The organism is Kushneria avicenniae, from assembly GCF_900112585.1.
In the GTDB taxonomy this organism is placed as follows: domain Bacteria; phylum Pseudomonadota; class Gammaproteobacteria; order Pseudomonadales; family Halomonadaceae; genus Kushneria; species Kushneria avicenniae.
The window spans coordinates 581,538-601,768 of sequence record NZ_FOLY01000001.1; the positions used below are offsets into that span (position 1 = coordinate 581,538).

The following is a 20,231-nucleotide window of genomic DNA, read 5'->3' on the forward strand; positions in this document are numbered from 1 at the left end:
CACATAAAAAAGGGGCCGGATGGCCCCCTTTTTTGCTCACGTGCTACCGCTGATTTACCAGCCGGTCGCTTCCTTGAGCTTGTCACCGATTTCAGCCAGCGAACGTACCGTGCGCACACCGGCAGCTTCCAGCGCCTGGAACTTGTCGTCGGCAGTGCCCTTGCCGCCGGCAATGATGGCACCGGCATGGCCCATGCGCTTGCCCGGAGGTGCAGTCACACCCGCGATGTAGGCCACGACCGGCTTGGTCACATTTTCCTTGATGTACTGCGCTGCTTCTTCCTCGGCCGTACCACCGATTTCGCCGATCATGACGATGGCTTCTGTCGCCGGATCCTTTTCGAACATCTCGAGGATGTCGATGAAATTGGACCCCGGGATCGGGTCGCCGCCGATGCCCACGCAGGATGACTGACCGAAACCATGATCGGTCGTCTGCTTGACCGCTTCATAGGTCAGGGTACCCGAGCGCGAGACAATACCGACACGGCCGGGCTTGTGGATGTGCCCGGGCATGATGCCGATCTTGGACTGACCCGGCGTGATAACGCCCGGGCAGTTGGGGCCGATCAGGCGAACGCCCAGCTCATCACACTTGACCTTCACGTCCAGCATATCCAGCGTCGGAATGCCTTCGGTGATGCAGATGATCAGTTTGATGCCGGCGCTGGCAGCTTCAAGGATGGAGTCCTTGCAAAAGGCTGCCGGGACATAGATGACGCTGGCTTCAGCACCGGTCTGCTCGACGGCTTCCTGCACGGTATTGAACACCGGCAGACCAAGGTGGGTCTGGCCACCCTTGCCCGGCGTCACACCGCCGACCATGTTGGTGCCGTACTCAATGGCCTGTTCCGAGTGGAACGTGCCCTGACCACCGGTAAACCCCTGGCAGATGACCTTGGTGTTCTTGTCGATCAGGATACTCATTATTTGCCCTCCGCTGCTTTAACCACCTGCTGCGCCGCATCGGTCAGGCTGGTTGCTGCAATGATGTTGAGGCCGCTTTCGGCAAGCTTTTGCGTGCCAAGCTCGGCATTGTTGCCTTCGAGGCGAACCACCACGGGCACGTTGACGCCGACCTGCTCGACTGCGCCCATGATGCCTTCGGCAATCATGTCGCAGCGCACGATACCGCCAAAGATGTTGACCAGAACGGCCTTCACCGAGGTGTCCGACAGGATGATCTTGAACGCTTCGGCCACGCGCTCCTTGGTCGCGCCGCCACCAACATCAAGGAAGTTGGCCGGCTGACCGCCGGAGAGCTTGATGATGTCCATGGTGCCCATGGCAAGGCCTGCGCCGTTGACCATGCAGCCGATGTTGCCATCAAGCGCCACGTAGTTGAGTTCCCACTTCTGGGCGTTGGCTTCGCGCTCGTCTTCCTGGCTCGGGTCACGCATCTCTTCGAGATCGGGATGACGATACAGCGCGTTGCTGTCCAGATTGATCTTGGCATCCAGACAGTGCAGATCGCCGCTTTCGGTGATAACCAGCGGGTTGATCTCCAGAAGCGCAAAATCCTTGTCGGCAAACATTTTCGCCAGACCCAGAAAGATTTTGGTGAACTGCTTGATCTGGTCCTTGTTCAGGCCCAGTTTGAACGCCAGCTCACGCGCCTGATAGGGCTGCGGTCCGACCAGCGGATCAATTTCGGCCTTGAGGATCTTTTCCGGTGTCTCTTCAGCCACCTTTTCGATCTCGACACCGCCTTCGGTGGAGGCCATGAACACGATGCGACGTGAACCACGATCAACCACTGCGCCCAGATACAGCTCGGTAGCGATATCGGTGCAGTTTTCGACCAGAATCTTTGTGACCGGCTGGCCCTTTTCATCCGTTTGATAGGTGACCAGCTGCTTGCCCAGCCACTGCTCGGCGAAGGCGCTGGCTTCTTCGGGACTGGTCACCAGCTTGACACCGCCGGCCTTGCCGCGACCACCAGCATGTACCTGGGCCTTGACAACCCAGCGTTCCCCGCCAATTTTCTGGCATGCTCTGGCTGCTTCTTCGGGGGTATCTACCGCGTACCCCTTGGAGACCGGCAGACCATAATCAGCAAATAACTGTTTTGACTGATACTCGTGAAGATTCATCGTCTCATGCCATTGGTTGCATTGGACTCGATCGATGGGAGTGATGGCCAACGGCCTGTCCCCCCATCCCGATTCACTTCGACCGCGGTCGAAGTGAGGTTCAACGTCAATGTCGAGGCATCAACGCTTCTTGCGATTCGCCATATGAATGGCGTGTCCTTCTACTGCCAGTGCCGCTTCGTGTACGGCTTCGGACAGCGTCGGGTGAGCAAAGCAGGTCAGCGCCAGATCTTCGGCACTGGAGCCGAATTCCATCGCGATCACGCCCTGGGCAATCAACTCACCGGCATGCTGACCAATGATGTGCACGCCCAGAATGCGATCGGTGCTGGCATCGGTCACTACCTTGGCCATGCCTTCGGTGGCATTGTTGGCCATGGCGCGCCCGCTGGCCGAGAACGGGAAGACGCCCGACTTGACCTCGAAGCCTTCCTTCTTCGCCTGCTGCTCGCTCATACCGACCCAGGCCACTTCCGGCGCTGTGTAGATGACGCTGGGGATAGCGTCATAATTCATCTGAGCCTTTTCGCCGTGGATGATGTCAGCCACCATCATGCCCTCTTCCGACCCCTTGTGGGCCAGCATCGGACCGCGAACCACGTCACCGATGGCAAAGACGCCAGGCGCGTTGGTCTGGCAGGTGTCGTCGACCTGAATAAAGCCACGCTCGTCCAGCTCGACACCGGTACCATCTGCCAGCAGATTCTGGGTATAGGGGCGACGACCGACGCAGACGATCAGCTTGTCAAATGTCTGCTCCTGCTCACCGCTGCTGTCGGTATACTTGACAACAACTTCGTTGTCCTTGATGTCGGTACCGGTCACGCGCGCGCCCATCCGGATATCAAGGCCCTGCTTGCCAAGAAGCTTTTTGGTTTCCTTGGCAATCTGCTCGTCAACGACCGGCAGGAAGCTGTCGAGTGCTTCGAGCACAGTCACTTCGCTACCCAGACGGCTCCAGACGCTGCCCAGCTCAAGGCCGATAACGCCGGCGCCGATGACGCCAAGACGCCTGGGCACTTCCTGAAACTCCAGCGCACCGGAAGAGTCCACGATCAGACCTTCGGTCAGCGGCGCCGGCGGAATTTCAACCGGCACGCTGCCGGAGGCGATGACCACATTTTCGGCTTCATGAGTTGCACTGTTGCCGTCATGGTCGGTGACTTCCACCTTCTTGCCCGGCAGCAGTTTGCCCGTGCCCTCGAGCGCGGTCACACCGTTGGCCTTGAACAGCGCACTGATGCCGCCGGTGAGATTGGCAACGGTCTTGTCCTTGCGCGCCATCATCTTTTCGATGTCAATCTGGACGTCACTGGCATGAATGCCCAGATCGTCGTAATCGTCGCGCGCTTCGACGAACTTGTGAGAGGTCTCGAGCAGCGCCTTGGAGGGAATGCAGCCCACATTCAGACAGGTGCCGCCATGCACGGTCTTGCCACTCTTGTTGACCCACTTTTCGACGCAGGCCACTTTCATGCCCAGCTGGGCAGCACGAATTGCGGCAACATAACCACCGGGGCCAGCGCCGATCACGATGACGTCAAATTTGTCAGCCATGTGTATCCCTGTTCGGTTCATTGTCGATCTCCGGCGCGCAGCCGGGGATCGTTATAAAACAGCCCGCCCGGTGCAGGACCGGGCGGGATTGGAGGTTCAAACGTCCAGCAGGAAGCGTGCCGGGTCCTCGAGCAGGCTCTTGATGGCCACGAGGAACTGTACGGCGTCCTTGCCATCGATCATGCGGTGATCATAGGACAGCGCCAAATACATCATCGGGCGGATTTCGACCTGACCGTTGACCGCCATCGGACGTTCCTGGATCTTGTGCATGCCAAGAATCGCTGTCTGCGGCGGATTGAGGATGGGCGTTGACAGCAACGAACCAAAGATACCGCCATTGGTGATCGTAAAGGTGCCGCCCTGCATGTCTTCGATACCCAGCTTGCCGTCACGGCCACGCTTGCCGAAGTCACCGATATTCTTCTCAACGTCGGCAAGCTTCATGGAGTCCGTGTCACGCAGTACCGGTACGACCAGACCGCGTGGCGTTGAAACGGCAACGCCAATATCCTGATAGCCGTGATAGACGATATCAGTGCCATCGATGGAGGCGTTGACGTCCGGGAAGCGCTTGAGCGCTTCGGTGGCGGCCTTGACGAAAAAGCCCATGAAGCCAAGCTTCACGTCGTGCGCCTTCTGGAAGTCATCCTTGTACTGACTGCGCAGTGCCATGACCGCGCTCATGTCCACCTCGTTATAGGTGGTCAGCATGGCGGCAGTCTGCTGAGCCTGTACCAGCCGCTTGGCGATGGTCTGACGCAGACGACTCATGGGGACGCGCTGCTCGGGGCGCTCTCCCTGAATGGCCTGAGTCGCCGGCGCGGCGGCAGCACTGGAAACCCCGGTATTGCTACCTGCAGGCGCTGACTTCTCGCTACCACTCTTGCTGGCACTGCCCTTTTTGGCGCTGCCGGCATCAATGGCCTTTTGGACGTCTTCCTTCAGAATACGCCCACCCTTGCCGGTGCCCTCGATCCTGTTGACATCAAGATCATGCTCGGCCACCAGCTTGCGTGCCGCCGGCGCCAACAGCTTGTCACCGACCTTTTCGTCCTGCTCGGTATTGGCATCGCCTGATTCGGCCTGACTGTCATCGCCACGGGACTCGGCTGAAGCACCGGCTGCGTCACCGCCGCCTTCGCCAAAGCGTGCCAGCACCTGCTCCGAGGTCACCTGACTGCCTTCGTCGGCGAGGATTTCGGTCAGGGCGCCATCGGAGGGCGCCACGACTTCCAGCACGACCTTGTCGGTTTCGATCTCGGCCAGCACTTCATCGCGCTTGACCGGATCACCCACCTTCTTGTTCCAGCTGGCAACCGTGCCTTCCTGAACGGATTCCGGGAAGGAAGGCGCCTTGACGTCGACCGAGGCGCCGGAGGTGGCCGGCTTTTCGCCACCGCTCTCGCAGGCTTCGGCAGGCTTTTCAGAAGAGGCCTTGCTTTCGGCGGCCTCGTCTTCCTTGTCCTGACTGCCCTTTTTCTCGTCCTGTCCGGCGGTCTGACCACCTTCGCCCAGTCGGCCCAGAACCTGTTCGGATTCACAGGTTTCGCCTTCCTGAACGGTGATCTCTTCTACCGTGCCATCGGCAGGAGCCACGACTTCGAGCACGACCTTGTCGGTTTCGATTTCGACGATCAACTCGTCACGCGAGACACTATCTCCCGGCTTCTTGTGCCAGGTCGCCACGGTGCCTTCTGCAACGGATTCGGGAAAGCTTGGCGCCTTGATGTCTGTTGCCATGATTATTCCTTAATGTCCTCTTCTCGGTAGCCGGCAATCGCGGCGCTCATGTTTGCGGGCGTTCAGTCATTGAACGCCTTGTCCACCAGCGATCGCTGCTGCTCGCTATGCACTGCCATATATCCCGCTGCCGGCGCTGCTGATTCAGCACGACCTGCGAAACCAAGATCACTGCCCAGCCCAGGTTTCACCTGATCGGCCACCTTGCGCATGTGATGCTGGCTTTGGTACCAGGCACCCTGATTCTTGGGCTCTTCCTGACACCAGACCACACGTTCGAGGTTGGTATAGTGTTCGATGGCAGCAAGCAGGGAGTCTTCCGGGAACGGATAGAGCTGCTCGATACGAACGATGGCTGTATCGGAGCGCTCGTTCTCGACCCGCCAAGTGGCAAGATCGTAGTAGACCTTCCCGGAGCAGAAAATCACGCGCTTGACCTGTTCGGCTTCAAGCCTGCCCTGGTCGGGAATGACCATCTGGAAACGCCCATCGGACAGATCCTCGAGTGAGGAAACCGCGTCCTTGTGGCGCAGCAGACTCTTGGGCGACATGATAATCAGCGGCTTACGCAGTCCACGAATGACCTGACGACGCAGCAGATGGAAGATCTGTGCCGGCGTGGTCGGCACGCAGACCTGCATGTTCTCTTCGGCGCACAGCTGGAGGAAACGCTCCAGGCGTGCCGAGGAGTGCTCGGGGCCTTGACCTTCATAGCCGTGGGGCAACAGCAGGGTCAGACCGCACAGGCGTCCCCACTTGGTTTCACCGGACGAGATGAACTGATCGATGACCACCTGAGCGCCGTTGGCAAAGTCGCCAAACTGTGCCTCCCAGGCAATCAGGGCGTTGGGCGTGGTCGTAGCGTAACCGTACTCGAATGCCATCGCCCCTTCTTCCGACAGGAAGGAGTCATAGATTGCAAACTCGGGCTGGTTGGGCCTCAGGTGGCGAAGTGGCGTCCAGATCGAGCCGTCCTTCTGGTTATGCACCACCGCATGGCGGTGAGAGAAGGTACCGCGCCCGGTGTCCTGACCGGTCAGACGCACCGGGTGTCCCTGATCGATCAGCGTGGCGTAGGCCAGAGTCTCGGCAAAGCCCCAGTTGATGCCCAGGCTGCCGGCGATCATCTTGCGACGGTCTTCATACACCTTGGCGACCTGGCGCTGTGTATCGACATCATCGGGGATGTCGCACATCTTGGTGGCCAGTTCCTGCATGCGCTTGAGATCAAAGGACGTATCCGACTCGCCGGTCCAGCGATGTCCCAGATAGGGCGTCCAGTCGACAAAGAGGTTGCTGTTGGGCTCCTGGACCAGCGCATTGGCAACGTGATTGCCGCTGTCCAGGTCGTCCCGGTAGGCATCGATCAGCGTCTTCGCGTCGTCTTCATCCAGCACGCCTTCCTCGACCAGACGGCGCGCATAGATCGTACGAGAGCTGTCGTGGCTCTTGATCTTCTGATACATCAGCGGCTGGGTGCCGGAGGGCTCGTCCGCCTCGTTGTGTCCGCGACGGCGATAGCAGATGAGGTCGATCACCACATCCTTTTTGAACTGCTGGCGATAGTCAATGGCGACCTGCGTGGCATGCAGCACGGCATCGGGATCGTCCCCGTTGACGTGAAAGATGGGCGCCTGAACCATCTTGGCAATATCGGTGCAGTACTCGGTGGAACGAGCATCGTCACGACGAGAGGTCGTGAAACCGACCTGGTTGTTGATGACGATATGCACCGTACCGCCGGTCTTGTAGCCGCGCAGCTGCGACATCTGGAAGGTTTCCATGACGACGCCCTGACCGGCCACGGCCGCATCGCCATGAACGACCAGCGGAAGCACCTGATCACCTTCCAGGTCATCACGACGGTCCTGACGGGCCCGAACGGAGCCTTCAACCACCGGGGTCACGATCTCGAGGTGTGACGGATTGAAGGCCAGCGCCAGATGGACTTCACCGCCTGGCGTCATGACGTTCGAACTGAAGCCCTGGTGGTACTTCACGTCACCGGAGCCGTGCTCGATCATCTTTTTGCCGTCGAACTCATCGATCAGTTCGCTGGGGCTCTTGCCGAGAATATTGACCAGCAGATTGAGACGACCGCGGTGCGCCATGCCGATGACGACTTCGCGCACTCCGTAACTGCCCGAGCGCTGAATCAGCTCATCCACCATCGGGATAAAGCTTTCACCGCCTTCCAGACCAAAACGCTTGGTGCCCGGATAGCGGCTGGCAAGATAATTCTCGAGCCCTTCTGCCGCCGTCAGGCGCTCCAGCACATGCTTGCGCACATCGGCTGAATAGTCAGGTCTGGAGCGCACCGACTCGAACCGCTGTTCAAGCCAGCGCTTTTCCTCGGTGTTGACGATATGCATGAACTCGCAACCGATGGAGCGACAGTAGGTCTGCTCCAGCGCCTGAACAATTTCCTTCAGCGAAGCGCTGTCCTTGCCAATAAACAGGGAACCGGTCTGAAACTCGGTATCCATGTCGGCATCGGAAAGCTGATGAAAGGAGAGTTCAAGGTCGGGGACGGTTTCGACGGCGCGCAATCCGAGCGGATCAATGTCGGCTTTCTGATGGCCCCTGAATCGATAGGCATTGATAAGCTGGAGGACGCGAACCTGTTTGCGGCTGGCTTCGTTCTCGGCAGGGCCGGAGGCTACCGGGGCCAGTGAACGGCGCTCGCGCGCGAGGTGATAGAACTGATCGCGAATCGGGGCAAGGGGAACGTCCCGGGAAGGGCCACCATCATAGCCGGGGAGGCTGTCAAAGTACTGTCGCCACTCGTCGGGAACAGACTGAGAATCGGAAAGGTACTGTTCGTAAAGCTCTTCTACGTAATGGGCGTTGCTCCCGCTCATGTGGGAGGTACGCCACATCAACTCCATTATGCCTTCTTGCATCGCTCGATCACCCTGGGTCTGGGGTGGGGTCAGTGACCGCAGTGTATGCGACCACCTTGATGTAAATCATGAACAGGCGCTGCACCGTCGCAGCGCCGGCCAACCGGGTTGATATTCGAACCCGGAATCGAATACCTGCCGTTGCCCCACAGGGCAACGGCAGGGGTCTAATGATAACAAGCAAGGCCTGTCATATTAAGCAAAAACCCACCATCAGGCGGTATTGCGAACCAGCATTTCACGAATCTTGCCAATGGCCCGGGTCGGGTTGAGTCCCTTGGGGCAGACGTTGACACAGTTCATGATGCCGCGGCACCGAAAAACACTGAACGGATCATCAAGTTCGGACAGACGCTCCTGTGTATGCGTATCGCGCGAGTCCGCCAGGAAACGATAGGCCTGCAGCAGACCGGCAGGCCCCACGAACTTGTCGGGGTTCCACCAGAAGGAAGGACAGGACGTCGAGCAGCACGCACACAGAATGCACTCGTAAAGACCATCAAGCTTGTCACGATCTTCAGGCGACTGCAGACGCTCGATGGAAGGAGGACGCTCATCGTTTTGCAGATACGGCTGAATGCGCTCGTACTGCTTGTAGAAAAGCGACATGTCGATGATCAGATCGCGAATCACGGGCAGGCCCGGCAACGGACGCAGCACCAGACGGTTGTCCTTGACGACTTCGGAAAGCGGTGTCACACAGGACAGACCATTCTTGCCGTTCATGTTCATGCCGTCAGAACCGCAGACGCCTTCGCGGCAGCTCGCGCGATACACCAGAGAACTGTCCTGCTCCTTGATCATCTGCAGCACGTTGAGAACCATCAGATCGCGACCCTGGGTATCGATCTCGAAGTCCTGCATCCAGGGGGCATCGTCGGATTCCGGGTTATAGCGATAGACGGAGACCTGCAATGTAGACATGTTGGTCATCCTCTCATCAATAGGTACGGATTTTGGGCTGGAAGGTGTCAACCGTCTTCGGCGAGAAGTTGACATCGCGCTTGCTCAGCGTCTTGTCCGCCGGATGGTAGATCGAATGCTTCAGCCAGTTGTCATCGTCACGATCGGGATAGTCTTCACGGGAGTGAGCACCGCGGCTTTCGCGACGTTCCAGTGCCGCGATGGCCGTGGCTTCCGCCACCTCCATGAGGTTATCCAGTTCAAGGGCCTCGATACGGGCGGTATTGAACATGTCCGACTTGTCAGGCAGCCAGGCATTGGCAATACGCGCGCGCAGGTCATCGAGCTTTTTCACGCCCTCCTGCATGTTGTCTTCCTTACGGAAGACACCGAAGTTGTTCTGCATGATGGTCTGCAGGTCACGCTTGAGTTCGGGGACGGTTTCACCGCTGCCCGACTCGTTCCAGCGATTGAGGCGCTTCATGGCAGCATCGATATCCGACTGCGAGGCTTCCATGTATTCGATGCCCTGATTAAGGGTCTCCTCGATATGCATGCCTGCCGCGCGGCCGAAGACCACCAGGTCCAGCAGCGAGTTGCCGCCGAGACGGTTGCTGCCGTGTACCGAAACACAGGCGGCTTCGCCGCAGGCGAAAAGGCCGTTGATGACCCTGTCATTGCCGTCGGCATCCACCGTCAGCGCCTGACCGTTCACGTTGGTCGGGATACCGCCCATCATGTAGTGACAGGTCGGTACGACCGGAATGGGCTCCTTGACCGGATCGACATGGGCAAAGGTACGCGACAGCTCGACGATCCCCGGCAGACGCTTCATGAGCACATCTTCACCCAGGTGGTCCAGCTTGAGCATGACGTGATCACCGTTTTCACCGCAGCCACGACCCTCGAGCACTTCAAGCACCATCGAACGTGCCACAACGTCACGACCGGCCAGATCCTTGGCGTTGGGGGCATAGCGCTCCATGAAACGCTCGCCGTCCTTGTTGATCAGATAGCCACCCTCACCGCGGCACCCTTCGGTCACCAGCGTTCCGGCACCGTAGATACCGGTCGGATGGAACTGCCACATTTCCATGTCCTGCACCGGGAAACCGGCACGCAGGGCCATGCCGATGCCGTCACCGGTATTGATCAGGGCATTGGTGGTCGAGGCGTAGATACGACCGGCCCCGCCAGTGGCCAGAACAGTGGCCTTGGACTTGATCAGTACTGTTTCGCCGGTTTCCATGCAGATGGCGATGACACCGACCACATCATTGTTGGCGTTGCGGACCAGATCAACGGCATACCACTCGTTGAGAAAAACAGTGTTGTTTTTCAGGTTATTCTGATAAAGGGTGTGCAGCAGCGCATGGCCGGTACGGTCAGCCGCAGCACAGGTACGGGCAGCCTGCCCACCCTTGCCATAGTCCTTGGACTGCCCCCCAAAGGGACGCTGATAGATGCGGCCATTATCAAAGCGAGAAAACGGCAGACCCATGTGCTCGAGTTCGAAGACGGCCTTGGGCCCTTCGTTGCACATGTATTCGATGGCATCCTGGTCGCCGATGTAATCGGAGCCCTTGACGGTGTCATACATGTGCCAGCGCCAGTCATCGTTCGGATCGGCACTGCCAATGGCACAGGTGATACCGCCCTGAGCGGAAACGGTGTGGGAGCGTGTGGGAAAGACCTTTGACAGCACGGCGGTCTGCTTGCCGGACTGCGCCAGCTGCAGCGCCGCGCGCAGACCGGAACCACCGCCACCGATGATGATGGCGTCAAAGGTCAGGGTACGTAACTGTGTCATGTCAAACTCCCCAGATAACCTGCACACCCCAGACCACAAATACGAACAGGGCCAGGATAACGAATAGCAGTGCGCCAAAACGGATGGCAGCGGGCTTGATATAGTCGGTCGCCACGATCCAGAGGCCGACCCAGGCATGAGCGGCAATGGAAAGCAGGGCCAGAAGCGTGAAGACCTTCATCCAGAGATGGCTGAAAAGCCCCGACCAGGCGGCGTAATCCAGATCGGGATGAAACATCATGTAGGCCACCATGAAGATGGTGTAGAGGCCCAGGATCACGGCGGAAGCACGCTGAATCATCCAGTCGGCCACGCCATTGCGACCCGGATTCAAAATATTGATTACCATACCCAGACTCCTGCCAGAACAACCAGCAACGCGCTGATGATGATGGTCAGCTGTGCTCCGCGCTGACCGCCTTCAAGCGTTTCGCCATGCCCCATGTCCATGACGAGGTGGCGCACACCTGCCACAAAATGAAAGCCCAGTGCGGACAGAAGCCCCCAGAGCACCACGCGGGCAAAAAAACCGTGAGCCATGGCATCGCGGACGGTATCGAAGCCGGCAGGAGAAGACAGGGAAACCTGCAGGGCCCACATCAGAAAGATCAGACCGATAAACAGCATGATGCCTGACACCCGGTGCGAAATGGATACCAGGGCAGGCAGGGGAAACTGGATACTAGACAGATCCAGATTTACAGGACGCTTGGCAGTCGACAAGGGTCGTTGACTCTTCACGGCGCTTTTCTCTCCCGGCCCGCATGAATAGACCACGGGCAGTTTTAGGTAGGATTCGAGTATCATCAGGTCAGGTCGCCTGGACAGGCGATGAATCGCCCGTCGCGCGGCCATTTATTATATGTCCCCGCCATGCGGATGACAAATTGCCGCATACTTTTGTAACCGGGACGTATGCTCATAACACGAGGAAAAATCGGCTGTATTTATCTCGTATAAACATTAAAAAAAGCTTTTTGTTACGCAGTCATGAAACGGATGCATCCCCCCCGGGCCCGGAATGCATGTAATTGACAAACCGTCGCACCCGCTCAATAGTGGACCCCAATTATCTGGCGGACATACCTGACAGAACAGTATCTTATATAAATCGAGGAGGCCTCATGGCTGACAGGAAGGCACAATTGTCGATCGACGGTCTGGAAAAGCCCGTCGAACTGCCTATTTACTCAGGGACGACAGGGCCTGATGTGATCGATGTCCGCGGCCTGATTGATCATGGATACTTCACCTATGATCCCGGCTTTGTTTCCACGGCATCCTGCGAATCCGAAATCACCTACATCGACGGGGCCAACAGCGTTCTGCTGCACCGCGGCTACCCCATCGAGCAGCTGGCCAAGCATTCCAATCATACCGAGATGAGCTATCTGCTGCTCAACGGTGAGATTCCCGACAGCGACACCTACAAGGCTTTCAAGGACAGCGTCTCGCGCCACACCATGGTGCATGAGCAGATTGTCAATTTCTTCAAGGGTTTTCGACGCGACGCTCACCCCATGGCTGTTCTGTGCGGTGTGGCAGGCGCCCTGTCGGCCTTCTATCACGACAATCTCGACATCACCCAGGAGCACGACCGCCAGGTCTCGGCTATTCGCCTGATCGCCAAGATGCCGACGCTGGCGGCCATGTGCTACAAGTACAACATTGGACAGCCGTTCGCTTATCCCCGCAACGATCTTGGTTACGCTGAAAACTTCCTCTACATGATGTTCAGCAACCCCTGCGAGCCTTATGAAATCAATCCGGTAGCGGCCAAGGCCATGGATCGCATCTTCATGCTGCATGCTGATCACGAGCAGAACGCCTCGACCTCGACGGTGCGCCTGGCAGGCTCTACCGGCGCCAATCCGTTCGCCTGTATCAGTGCCGGCATCGCAGCACTCTGGGGCCCGGCACACGGCGGCGCCAATGAAGCCGTTCTCAACATGCTCGCCGAAATCGGCGATGAGTCCGAAGAGAATATCCAGCGTTTTGTTGATCGCGCCAAGGACAAGCAGGATTCCTTCCGACTCATGGGCTTTGGCCATCGCGTATATCGAAACTTCGACCCGCGCGCCAAGGTCATGAAGGAAACCTGCGACGAAGTGCTTGAAGAGCTCGGCATGGGCGATGACCCGCAGCTCAAGATTGCCAAGCGCCTCGAACAGATCGCCCTGGAAGACGACTACTTCATCGAGCGCAAGCTCTACCCCAACGTTGATTTCTACTCGGGTATCATCCTGCGCGCCCTGGGCATCCCGAAAAACATGTTCACGGTCATCTTTGCCGTTGCACGTACCACGGGCTGGATTTCACACTGGAACGAGATGATTACCAACGGCACCCGTATCGGACGTCCGAGGCAGCTCTACAAGGGGTATACGCAAAGGGATTACCCGAAGTCCTGACAGGCAAATGTCCTATACCCTAAAAGGCCGTCAAAGCGGCCTTTTTTTATACGCCATCGAACGGCCATGCCCCCCTTTTCAGACAACCACCTTATCCTTTTTATATCTTGACATTCGACCTGATTCCGACACTTTTTCGGCGGGATTTTATTGTCCACACAATCTGTGGATAAACCTGTTCATAACGTATGAAGAAGGTCTCAAAATCGCCATATTCTGGGCGTTTCAGACAGATTGGATATTTTTTAACCAAACGTAAGCGATTGAATATAAAGAACTTTTTATAAAAACAACGAGATAGAGTGCTTATCCGGCACCGCTGGTCAAACGGGCCTTGAAAAAGCAGCATCAGTGGACAATTCAAGGAGGTGTCAAGCCCTGTACGCAAGAAATTCAGCTTGCATCGAAGAGAACCAAGTGCAGTACTTGATCGATATGATCGATTGAACAACATGAGGCAGGAAGTGGCGTCCCATAGGGGGTTCGAACCCCTGTTACCGCCGTGAAAGGGCGGTGTCCTGGACCACTAGACGAATGGGACGCAAAAGGTGGTGGAGCCTAGCGGGATCGAACCGCTGACCTCGACACTGCCAGTGTCGCGCTCTCCCAGCTGAGCTAAGGCCCCGATGCCCCGACCTGTGCAGGAGACTGCGGTCAGGAACGGGGCGTATCTTACTGATTGTATGGAAAAGCGTCAAGCGCTCTTATGCCTCAGGCGCGCACAGATGCCGATATTCCTTTTCCAGCGCCTTTGTCTGCTTCTTGGAGACACCGCCCAGTACCTCGACAGCGTGCCGCAGTCGCGCCCGGGTCATATCCGATCCCAGAATGACCATGGCATCCATGACAGAAGTCGATGTCTGGCTGCCGGTCACGGCAATGAACACCGGCGCCAGAAAGGCCTTCATCTTGAGTTCCAGATAGCCCGACAGCAGTTTGACCTCCGCCAGCAGAGCTTCCTTGTCCCACGAACGAACGCTTTCAAGACGCCATACCAGCAGCTGCAGGAGTCGAGCCGTCCGGTCACGCGCCATACCGGCGGCGTCAAACTGTTCGGCCTGCAGGTCCGGCAGACCGGAAAAGAAATGACCGGCCAGTGGCATGACCTCGGCCAGCGTCTGCACGCGAGGCCTGACCTGAGGCAGGATCCGGCTGACGTAGTCTTCATTGAACGCCCACTGCATCAGCTTGCGCATGAAGGCCTCATCATCAAGATCTTCACGAATGTAGACGCCGTTGAGCCAGGTCAGTTTCTCGAGATCAAATACCGGGCCGCCCAGCGAGATACGATGAATGTCAAAGTTGGCCATCATCTCATCGAGCGTGAACTTCTCGCGATCATCGGGCATCGACCAGCCCATACGCCCCAGATAGTTGATTACCGCCTGGGGCAGATACCCCATGCGCTTGTAGTAGTTGATCGAGGTCGGGTTCTTGCGCTTGGAGAGCTTGGACTTGTCCGGATTGCGCAGAAGCGGCAGATGGCACAGCGCCGGCATTTCCCAGCCGAAGTATTCATAGAGCAGGATGTGCTTGGGCGCCGAATTGATCCACTCCTCGCCACGCAGCACATGGGTAATGCCCATGAGATGATCGTCCACAACGTTGGCCAGATGGTAGGTCGGCATGCCGTCCGACTTCATCAGGATCTGGGCATCCACCTGCGCCCAGTCGACCTCAATGTCCCCGCGCAGCATATCGTTGAAGCGACAGCTTCCCTCCCCGGGCACCTTCATGCGTACCACGTGGGGCCAGCCTTCCTGTTCGCGCCGGGCATGCTCGGCCTTATCAAGATACAGATCCTCCGGCTTGAGCGCCGCATGAAGCCCCTGCGCCTTGCGGGACTCACGCATCTCGTCGAGCTCTTCGCTGGTTCGATAGCACTTGAAGGCATGACCGCTGTCGAGAAGCTTCTGAACGTGCGTGGCATAGATATCCCCGCGCTCGCTCTGGCGATAGGGACCGTGCGCACCGCCGACATCCGGACCCTCGGACCACTCGATACCCAGCCAGCGCAGCGAATCCAGAATCATCCGTTCGGATTCGGCCGTCGAACGCACCCGGTCGGTATCCTCGATGCGCAGGATAAACTCACCGCCATACTGTTTGGCAAAACACAGATTGAACAGGGCAACATAGGCAGTGCCGACGTGGGGATCACCGGTCGGCGAAGGGGCAATACGCGTGCGTACAGTCATGAAAACGGCCATTGGCTGGAAAACGTGCCACCATTATACGCCAACTGCTGCGCCCACTTAAGTTGACATCATACCCGAAGGACGCCGCGGCCATCCGGCTGCGACGACGTACCGCTGTGCGCACGCCGGCTTTTTTGTCGATACTGTTTCCCCGCTCTTGATGGAGCCATCATGGCATCAAATGAAACACCGCGTCAGTGGCTCAAGCGCACTGCCGGTCGAGGCGCTCGCTGGACCCGGCTTTCGGTCATTGCAGGCACTCTTTCCACACTGGTGCTCCTGGTTCAGGCATGGTGTATTGCCACCATCGCGCAGCGCATGGTGATCGACGGTGCCGATTTCTCCTCCCTGACCCTCCCACTAATGCTGCTGCCGCCGGCTTTTATCGTCCGCGGACTGCTGATACGAGGGCGCACCATCTGCAGTGCCCGTGGCGGCATCGAAATCCGCCAGTCCGTGCGACGAGAGCTTCTGGAGCGCATCGCCGTGCTGGGCCCTTTTTGGGCGCGGCGCCAGCACAGCGCCACCCTGAGCAATCGTGTCTGGGATCAGGTCGATGCCCTTCAGGGTTTTTATGCCGACTACCGCCCTCAGATGCTGCTGTGCGGCATCATTCCGCTGATCATACTGGTGGCTGTGGCGCCCCTGAGCTGGGCGGCAGCGCTGATTCTGATCGCAACCGGCCCACTGATTCCGATGAACATGGCCATGGTCGGCATCGGCGCCAAAAAGCGCCAAGAGGATCAGTTTCAGGAGATGGGCCGCATGAGCCGGCACTTTCTGGATACGCTGCAGGGGCTTTCCACGCTCAAGCTCTTCGGGATCAGCAAGCATCAGGCACAGGAGGTGCACACAGCCTCGGAAAGTTTTCGCCGCCGCACCATGCGCGTGCTGCGTCTGGCCTTTCTCTCCTCGACCGTGCTGGAATTTTTCGCTTCAGTCTCGATTGCCCTTCTCGCGCTCTATCTAGGCTTTGTCTATCTGGGCCAGTTCCATTTCGGCATGTATGACCATGGCATCAATCTTTTCATCGGGCTTTTCATCCTGATCCTGGCCCCGGAGTTCTACCAGCCGCTGCGCGATCTGGGCGTGCATTATCACGCCAAAGCCGAAGCAGAAGCGGCGGCCGAGGATCTGATGCCCATCCTCAATCGTCGCGTGTTCGAGCGCGACACCGACCAGCCAGCCTGGCAGCCTGAGGCCAGCATCGCCCTCACGCTTGAAGGGCTGAGCGCGCGATATGCCGGACGCGCCTCTCCAGCACTGGACAATGTGACGTTCGAGCTTCATGCCAACGAAATGCTGGCCGTCATCGGACCGAGCGGGGCTGGCAAGTCAACGCTGCTCAACGTCCTGATGGGCTTCATGCATCCCGAAGCCGGCGGGGTCAGCATCAAGGAGGGGACTCGGCCGCCGCGAGCGCTCACCGATATCCGCCCCGATGACTGGCAGCGCCAGATCGCCTGGGTCGGCCAGTCCACCGTGATCGTTTCCGGAACGCTTGCCGACAACCTGCGCCTGGCCAACGACGCCGCAAGCGATGATGCCCTGCTCGACGCACTGGAGCAGGCCGCACTCAAACACTGGTTTGATGCCCTGCCCGACGGACTCGATACCCGGCTGGGAGAAGGCGGCCGAGCCGTATCCGGTGGTCAGGCGCGACGCATTGCCCTGGCGCGTGCCTTCCTGCGCGAGGCGCGACTGGTGCTGCTCGATGAGCCGACTGCCAGCCTTGATCAGGCCAGCGAGCGACTGGTGATGGACGCGCTGGCACGTCTTTCGAGCGGCCGCACCGTGGTTTTGCTGACCCATCGCATGGAGCTGCTGGCACTGGCCGATCGCGTGCTGATGATGGATCAGGGGCGTGTCAGGGCGCTGGATACGCTGGATGCCCTGCGCGCTCCACAAGGGCCACTGGCACGGCCCGCCGCCACCGATATACCGGAGAGGCGCGATGTTTAAAAAGCTTCTGCCCTATCTACGCCTCATGAAACCCTGGGCCTGGCTGCTGGCCCTTGGTATCGCCCTGCAGCTGCTGGCGCTGGCCTCCAGCATCGGCCTGATGGCCCTGTCAGGCTGGTTTTTATCGGCCTCGGCGCTTGCCGGGCTGAGCGTTGCCACGGCGCAGACCTTCAATTACCTGCTCCCTTCGGCCGGGGTACGCTTTTTTGCGCTGTCACGTACCGGCACCCGCTACGCCGAGCGACTTGTAACCCACGACGCGACCTTTCGTCTGCTGTCGCGTCTGAGACGCCACGTCTATGAAAGGCTCGAGCCGCTCTCGCCCGCTCAGTTGCAGCGCCACGGCGAAAGCGAGCTCATGACCCGTCTGACGGCGGACATCGACGCGCTTGACGGCCTTTATCTCCGGGTACTGGCACCGTCGATCGTAGCGCTTCTGGGCATCGTGGTCTGTGGCGTGGTCATCGGCGTGTTTGCCCCGGCCATCGGGGTGTTTGCGGCCTGCGCCCTGCTGACTTCGGGGCTTCTGGGACCATGGCTTGCCTGGCGTGCCGGGCGCATCCACTCCGATGCCTGGCAGCAGGACAATACCCGCCTGCGCGCCCGGCTGCTGGAGCGCCTCAACGGTCTGTCGGAACTGATGATCTACAACCGCTGGCAGGGTGAGGTCGACAAACTCATCAAGGGGGAACACGCCCGGGATACCCACGAGTACCGGCTGGCTTGTCAGTGGGGCAGCTCGCAGCTGCTGTCACAGACCCTGCTGGGTCTGACGCTGACCGGCGTGCTTGGCATGGCCGGCTGGGCGGTCATACAGCACGGCATGGATGCCACACTGGTGGCGCTCATGGGCCTTGCCGTCATGGGCGGCTTTGAAGCCATCGCCCTGCTCCCCCAGGCCTGGCAGCATCTGGGGCGCATTCAGCGCGCCGCCGCTCGGCTTGACGATATCCGCTCCAATGTGGCGGAAACCAGGTTTCCCGACGCCGAGACGCAGCAAACACCCGAAGGCGCTCGCCTGTGTCTGGATCGTTTGAGCGTTCATCTTGAGGGCAACATTGCGGCCCTGTCATCGGTCAGCCTGAATATCGAAGAAGGCGAACACCTGCTGATTCTTGGCCCTTCCGGCAGCGGCAAGACTACCCTTTTCAACAGCCTGATTCGGTTCGTCTCACCGAGTGACGGCACCATGACACTGGGTGGTGCACCGCTGAATCGGCTGAGCGAGCGTGATCTGCGTGCTCAATTCGCCGTCGCCCAGCAGGAGACGCATCTCTTTACCACCAGCTATCGCGACAACCTGACCATGGGCCGGGATGTTAGTGATACCAACATCATGGCCGTACTCGACGCGCTGGCGCTGGGGGACTGGCTGGAGCACCAGCCCGATGGCCTGTCGGGTTTTCCGGATGAACGCGGCAGTTCTCTGTCCGGCGGCCAGCTTCGCCGCTTTGGTATTGCGCGTGCCCTGCTGCGACAGGCCCCCATCGTGCTGATGGATGAGCCGACGGAAGGTCTGGATGAAGCGACCGAACAGCAGGTGTGGGAGGCGATTCAAAAATGGTGTTGTAATCGCACTCTGATCGCGATCACTCATCGGCTGACGCAGCTCGAGCAGTTTGACCGTATCGCCATGCTCGACGAGGGGCATCTGGTCGAACACGACACGCCGACCAGACTGCTGGCAGACCCTGGCAGCCGACTGAGTACGCTGTGCCGCCGCATCGATCCCGAGCTTGCCGGTCTGATGCGCACCCCCTGACAGACCGGTGTCCGCGACGTTTGAAGACGGCGTCCGCTACGCTTGAAAAATGACCTGTCGATCGACAGGCATTCTTCATTGATCAGGTGACCCTCGACATGCTTGACCATCTTCCCGAGCAGTACACGGCCGTCATCATCGGCGGCGGCGGTATCGGCAGCGCCCTGCTGGCAAGGCTTTTGCAGGACCCACGCGCTGGTCGCATCGTCGCCGTCACCCGTCATCGCGAGCGACTTGCACAGGATGAACGGCTGGATATCGATCGACTCGACATCGTCGAGGCCGATGTCACCAGCGATGAAGGGCTGCAGACGCTCAGCGAGTATCTGCAAAAGGCGCCGGTTCATCTGCTGTTTAACACCATTGGCGTGCTGCACGATGGGCAAAGCGATCAATCGGTTGCCATGGCCCCTGAAAAACGCCTTGAAAGACTCTCTTTTGAAGCCCTGCAGCACGCCTTTCATATCAATGCTGCCACGACCGCCATGCTGGTCAGCACCCTGGCCGATCGTTTGACACGCCATCCGGCCATCATCGCTGCGCTTTCGGCCCGGGTCGGGTCGATTGGCGATAACGAGCTGGGCGGCTGGTATGCCTATCGCGCCAGCAAGGCAGCGCTCAATATGCTGATGAAAACGGCCTCCATCGAGTTCAGACGGCGCAATCCCCAGGCCATCCTGCTCTGTCTGCATCCGGGTACGACCGATACCGAACTCTCAAGGCCCTTTCAGGCCAGAGTCCCGGACGGGAAACTGTTCACGACGGAATTCGTGGCCGATCGGCTGCTGGAGGTGATCAATCAGCGCACGCCGGAGGACAGCGGCGCGTTTTACGACTGGAACAATACGCCCATTGAATGGTAGGCAGGTTCGCGCTGTTGTCCCTCCCT

At 58.9% G+C, this 20,231-nt stretch carries 14 protein-coding genes and 2 tRNA genes; 4 read left to right on the top strand and 12 right to left on the bottom strand.

Going from position 1 to position 20,231, the window contains the following annotated elements:
- Window positions 1-54: 54 nt before the first annotated feature.
- The 9 genes from sucD to sdhC form a co-directional block, all read right to left on the bottom strand.
- Complete coding sequence (sucD, locus tag BM079_RS02750) at window positions 55-927, bottom strand: succinate--CoA ligase subunit alpha (protein WP_090130546.1); 873 nt, start codon at window positions 925-927, stop codon at window positions 55-57.
- On the bottom strand, window positions 927-2,093 hold the full coding sequence (sucC, locus tag BM079_RS02755) for an ADP-forming succinate--CoA ligase subunit beta (protein WP_090130548.1): 1,167 nt from the start codon (window positions 2,091-2,093) through the stop codon (window positions 927-929). The genes sucD and sucC overlap by 1 nt, the downstream gene beginning before the upstream one ends.
- 120 nt (window positions 2,094-2,213) lie before the next feature.
- Window positions 2,214-3,650: a dihydrolipoyl dehydrogenase gene (lpdA, locus tag BM079_RS02760; protein ID WP_090130550.1), complete on the bottom strand. Its 1,437-nt coding sequence runs from the start codon at window positions 3,648-3,650 to the stop codon at window positions 2,214-2,216.
- Window positions 3,651-3,746: 96 nt separating this feature from the next.
- The gene (gene odhB, locus BM079_RS02765) at window positions 3,747-5,393 is read right to left on the bottom strand and encodes a 2-oxoglutarate dehydrogenase complex dihydrolipoyllysine-residue succinyltransferase (protein WP_090130552.1); all 1,647 of its coding nucleotides are present in this window, start codon (window positions 5,391-5,393) and stop codon (window positions 3,747-3,749) included.
- A 62-nt stretch (window positions 5,394-5,455) separates the two neighbouring features.
- Window positions 5,456-8,296, bottom strand: coding sequence for a 2-oxoglutarate dehydrogenase E1 component (locus tag BM079_RS02770; RefSeq protein WP_090130554.1), 2,841 nt, complete (start codon window positions 8,294-8,296; stop codon window positions 5,456-5,458).
- Window positions 8,297-8,509: 213 nt separating this feature from the next.
- Window positions 8,510-9,220, bottom strand: a complete 711-nt coding sequence (locus tag BM079_RS02775; protein ID WP_090130822.1) for a succinate dehydrogenase iron-sulfur subunit — start codon at window positions 9,218-9,220, stop codon at window positions 8,510-8,512.
- Between the two features lie 16 nt (window positions 9,221-9,236).
- A complete protein-coding gene (sdhA, locus tag BM079_RS02780) occupies window positions 9,237-11,009 on the bottom strand; it encodes a succinate dehydrogenase flavoprotein subunit (RefSeq protein ID WP_090130556.1) in 1,773 nt (590 codons plus the stop codon).
- Between the two features lies 1 nt (window position 11,010).
- The gene (gene sdhD, locus BM079_RS02785) at window positions 11,011-11,358 is read right to left on the bottom strand and encodes a succinate dehydrogenase, hydrophobic membrane anchor protein (RefSeq protein ID WP_090130558.1); all 348 of its coding nucleotides are present in this window, start codon (window positions 11,356-11,358) and stop codon (window positions 11,011-11,013) included.
- Window positions 11,352-11,864, bottom strand: a complete 513-nt coding sequence (gene sdhC / locus BM079_RS02790) for a succinate dehydrogenase, cytochrome b556 subunit (RefSeq protein ID WP_322787930.1) — start codon at window positions 11,862-11,864, stop codon at window positions 11,352-11,354. The genes sdhD and sdhC overlap by 7 nt, the downstream gene beginning before the upstream one ends.
- Window positions 11,865-12,133: 269 nt before the next feature.
- Here sdhC and BM079_RS02795 point away from each other — a divergent pair, with 269 nt between their 5' ends.
- Window positions 12,134-13,420: a citrate synthase gene (locus BM079_RS02795; RefSeq protein ID WP_090130562.1), complete on the top strand. Its 1,287-nt coding sequence runs from the start codon at window positions 12,134-12,136 to the stop codon at window positions 13,418-13,420.
- A 465-nt stretch (window positions 13,421-13,885) separates the two neighbouring features.
- Here the strand turns inward: BM079_RS02795 and BM079_RS02800 are convergent.
- The 3 genes from BM079_RS02800 to gltX form a co-directional block, all read right to left on the bottom strand.
- Window positions 13,886-13,961: transfer RNA gene (locus BM079_RS02800), tRNA-Glu, on the bottom strand.
- Between the two features lie 8 nt (window positions 13,962-13,969).
- Window positions 13,970-14,045 (bottom strand) — tRNA-Ala (locus tag BM079_RS02805).
- A 79-nt stretch (window positions 14,046-14,124) separates the two neighbouring features.
- Complete coding sequence (gene gltX, locus BM079_RS02810) at window positions 14,125-15,618, bottom strand: glutamate--tRNA ligase (RefSeq protein WP_090130824.1); 1,494 nt, start codon at window positions 15,616-15,618, stop codon at window positions 14,125-14,127.
- 171 nt (window positions 15,619-15,789) lie between these two features.
- Between gltX and cydD the strand changes: the two genes are divergently transcribed.
- The 3 genes from cydD to BM079_RS02825 all read left to right on the top strand — a co-directional run bounded on the left by cydD (window position 15,790) and on the right by BM079_RS02825 (window position 20,205).
- Window positions 15,790-17,580 (top strand): thiol reductant ABC exporter subunit CydD, encoded by a 1,791-nt coding sequence (gene cydD / locus BM079_RS02815; protein ID WP_090130564.1) that lies wholly within the window; start codon window positions 15,790-15,792, stop codon window positions 17,578-17,580.
- Window positions 17,573-19,342, top strand: a complete 1,770-nt coding sequence (gene cydC / locus BM079_RS02820; RefSeq protein ID WP_175489567.1) for a thiol reductant ABC exporter subunit CydC — start codon at window positions 17,573-17,575, stop codon at window positions 19,340-19,342. Before cydD ends, cydC begins: the two co-directional genes overlap by 8 nt.
- A gap of 98 nt (window positions 19,343-19,440) precedes the next feature.
- Window positions 19,441-20,205 (top strand): SDR family NAD(P)-dependent oxidoreductase, encoded by a 765-nt coding sequence (locus tag BM079_RS02825; RefSeq protein WP_090130570.1) that lies wholly within the window; start codon window positions 19,441-19,443, stop codon window positions 20,203-20,205.
- The last annotated feature ends 26 nt before the right edge of the window (window positions 20,206-20,231 follow it).

Bases quoted from the DNA above. Each gene is read 5' to 3' on its own strand.
- sdhC (WP_322787930.1), bottom strand. From the start codon at position 11,864: ATGGCCGCGCGACGGGCGATTCATCGCCTGTCCAGGCGACCTGACCTG.
- gltX (WP_090130824.1), bottom strand. From the start codon at position 15,618: ATGACTGTACGCACGCGTATTGCCCCTTCGCCGACCGGTGATCCCCAC.
- cydD (WP_090130564.1), top strand. From the start codon at position 15,790: ATGGCATCAAATGAAACACCGCGTCAGTGGCTCAAGCGCACTGCCGGT.
- BM079_RS02795 (WP_090130562.1), top strand. From the start codon at position 12,134: ATGGCTGACAGGAAGGCACAATTGTCGATCGACGGTCTGGAAAAGCCC.
- cydC (WP_175489567.1), top strand. From the start codon at position 17,573: ATGTTTAAAAAGCTTCTGCCCTATCTACGCCTCATGAAACCCTGGGCC.
- sucD (WP_090130546.1), bottom strand. From the start codon at position 927: ATGAGTATCCTGATCGACAAGAACACCAAGGTCATCTGCCAGGGGTTT.
- sucC (WP_090130548.1), bottom strand. From the start codon at position 2,093: ATGAATCTTCACGAGTATCAGTCAAAACAGTTATTTGCTGATTATGGT.
- BM079_RS02825 (WP_090130570.1), top strand. From the start codon at position 19,441: ATGCTTGACCATCTTCCCGAGCAGTACACGGCCGTCATCATCGGCGGC.
- lpdA (WP_090130550.1), bottom strand. From the start codon at position 3,650: ATGGCTGACAAATTTGACGTCATCGTGATCGGCGCTGGCCCCGGTGGT.
- sdhA (WP_090130556.1), bottom strand. From the start codon at position 11,009: ATGACACAGTTACGTACCCTGACCTTTGACGCCATCATCATCGGTGGC.
- odhB (WP_090130552.1), bottom strand. From the start codon at position 5,393: ATGGCAACAGACATCAAGGCGCCAAGCTTTCCCGAATCCGTTGCAGAA.
- BM079_RS02770 (WP_090130554.1), bottom strand. From the start codon at position 8,296: ATGCAAGAAGGCATAATGGAGTTGATGTGGCGTACCTCCCACATGAGC.
- sdhD (WP_090130558.1), bottom strand. From the start codon at position 11,358: ATGGTAATCAATATTTTGAATCCGGGTCGCAATGGCGTGGCCGACTGG.
- BM079_RS02775 (WP_090130822.1), bottom strand. From the start codon at position 9,220: ATGTCTACATTGCAGGTCTCCGTCTATCGCTATAACCCGGAATCCGAC.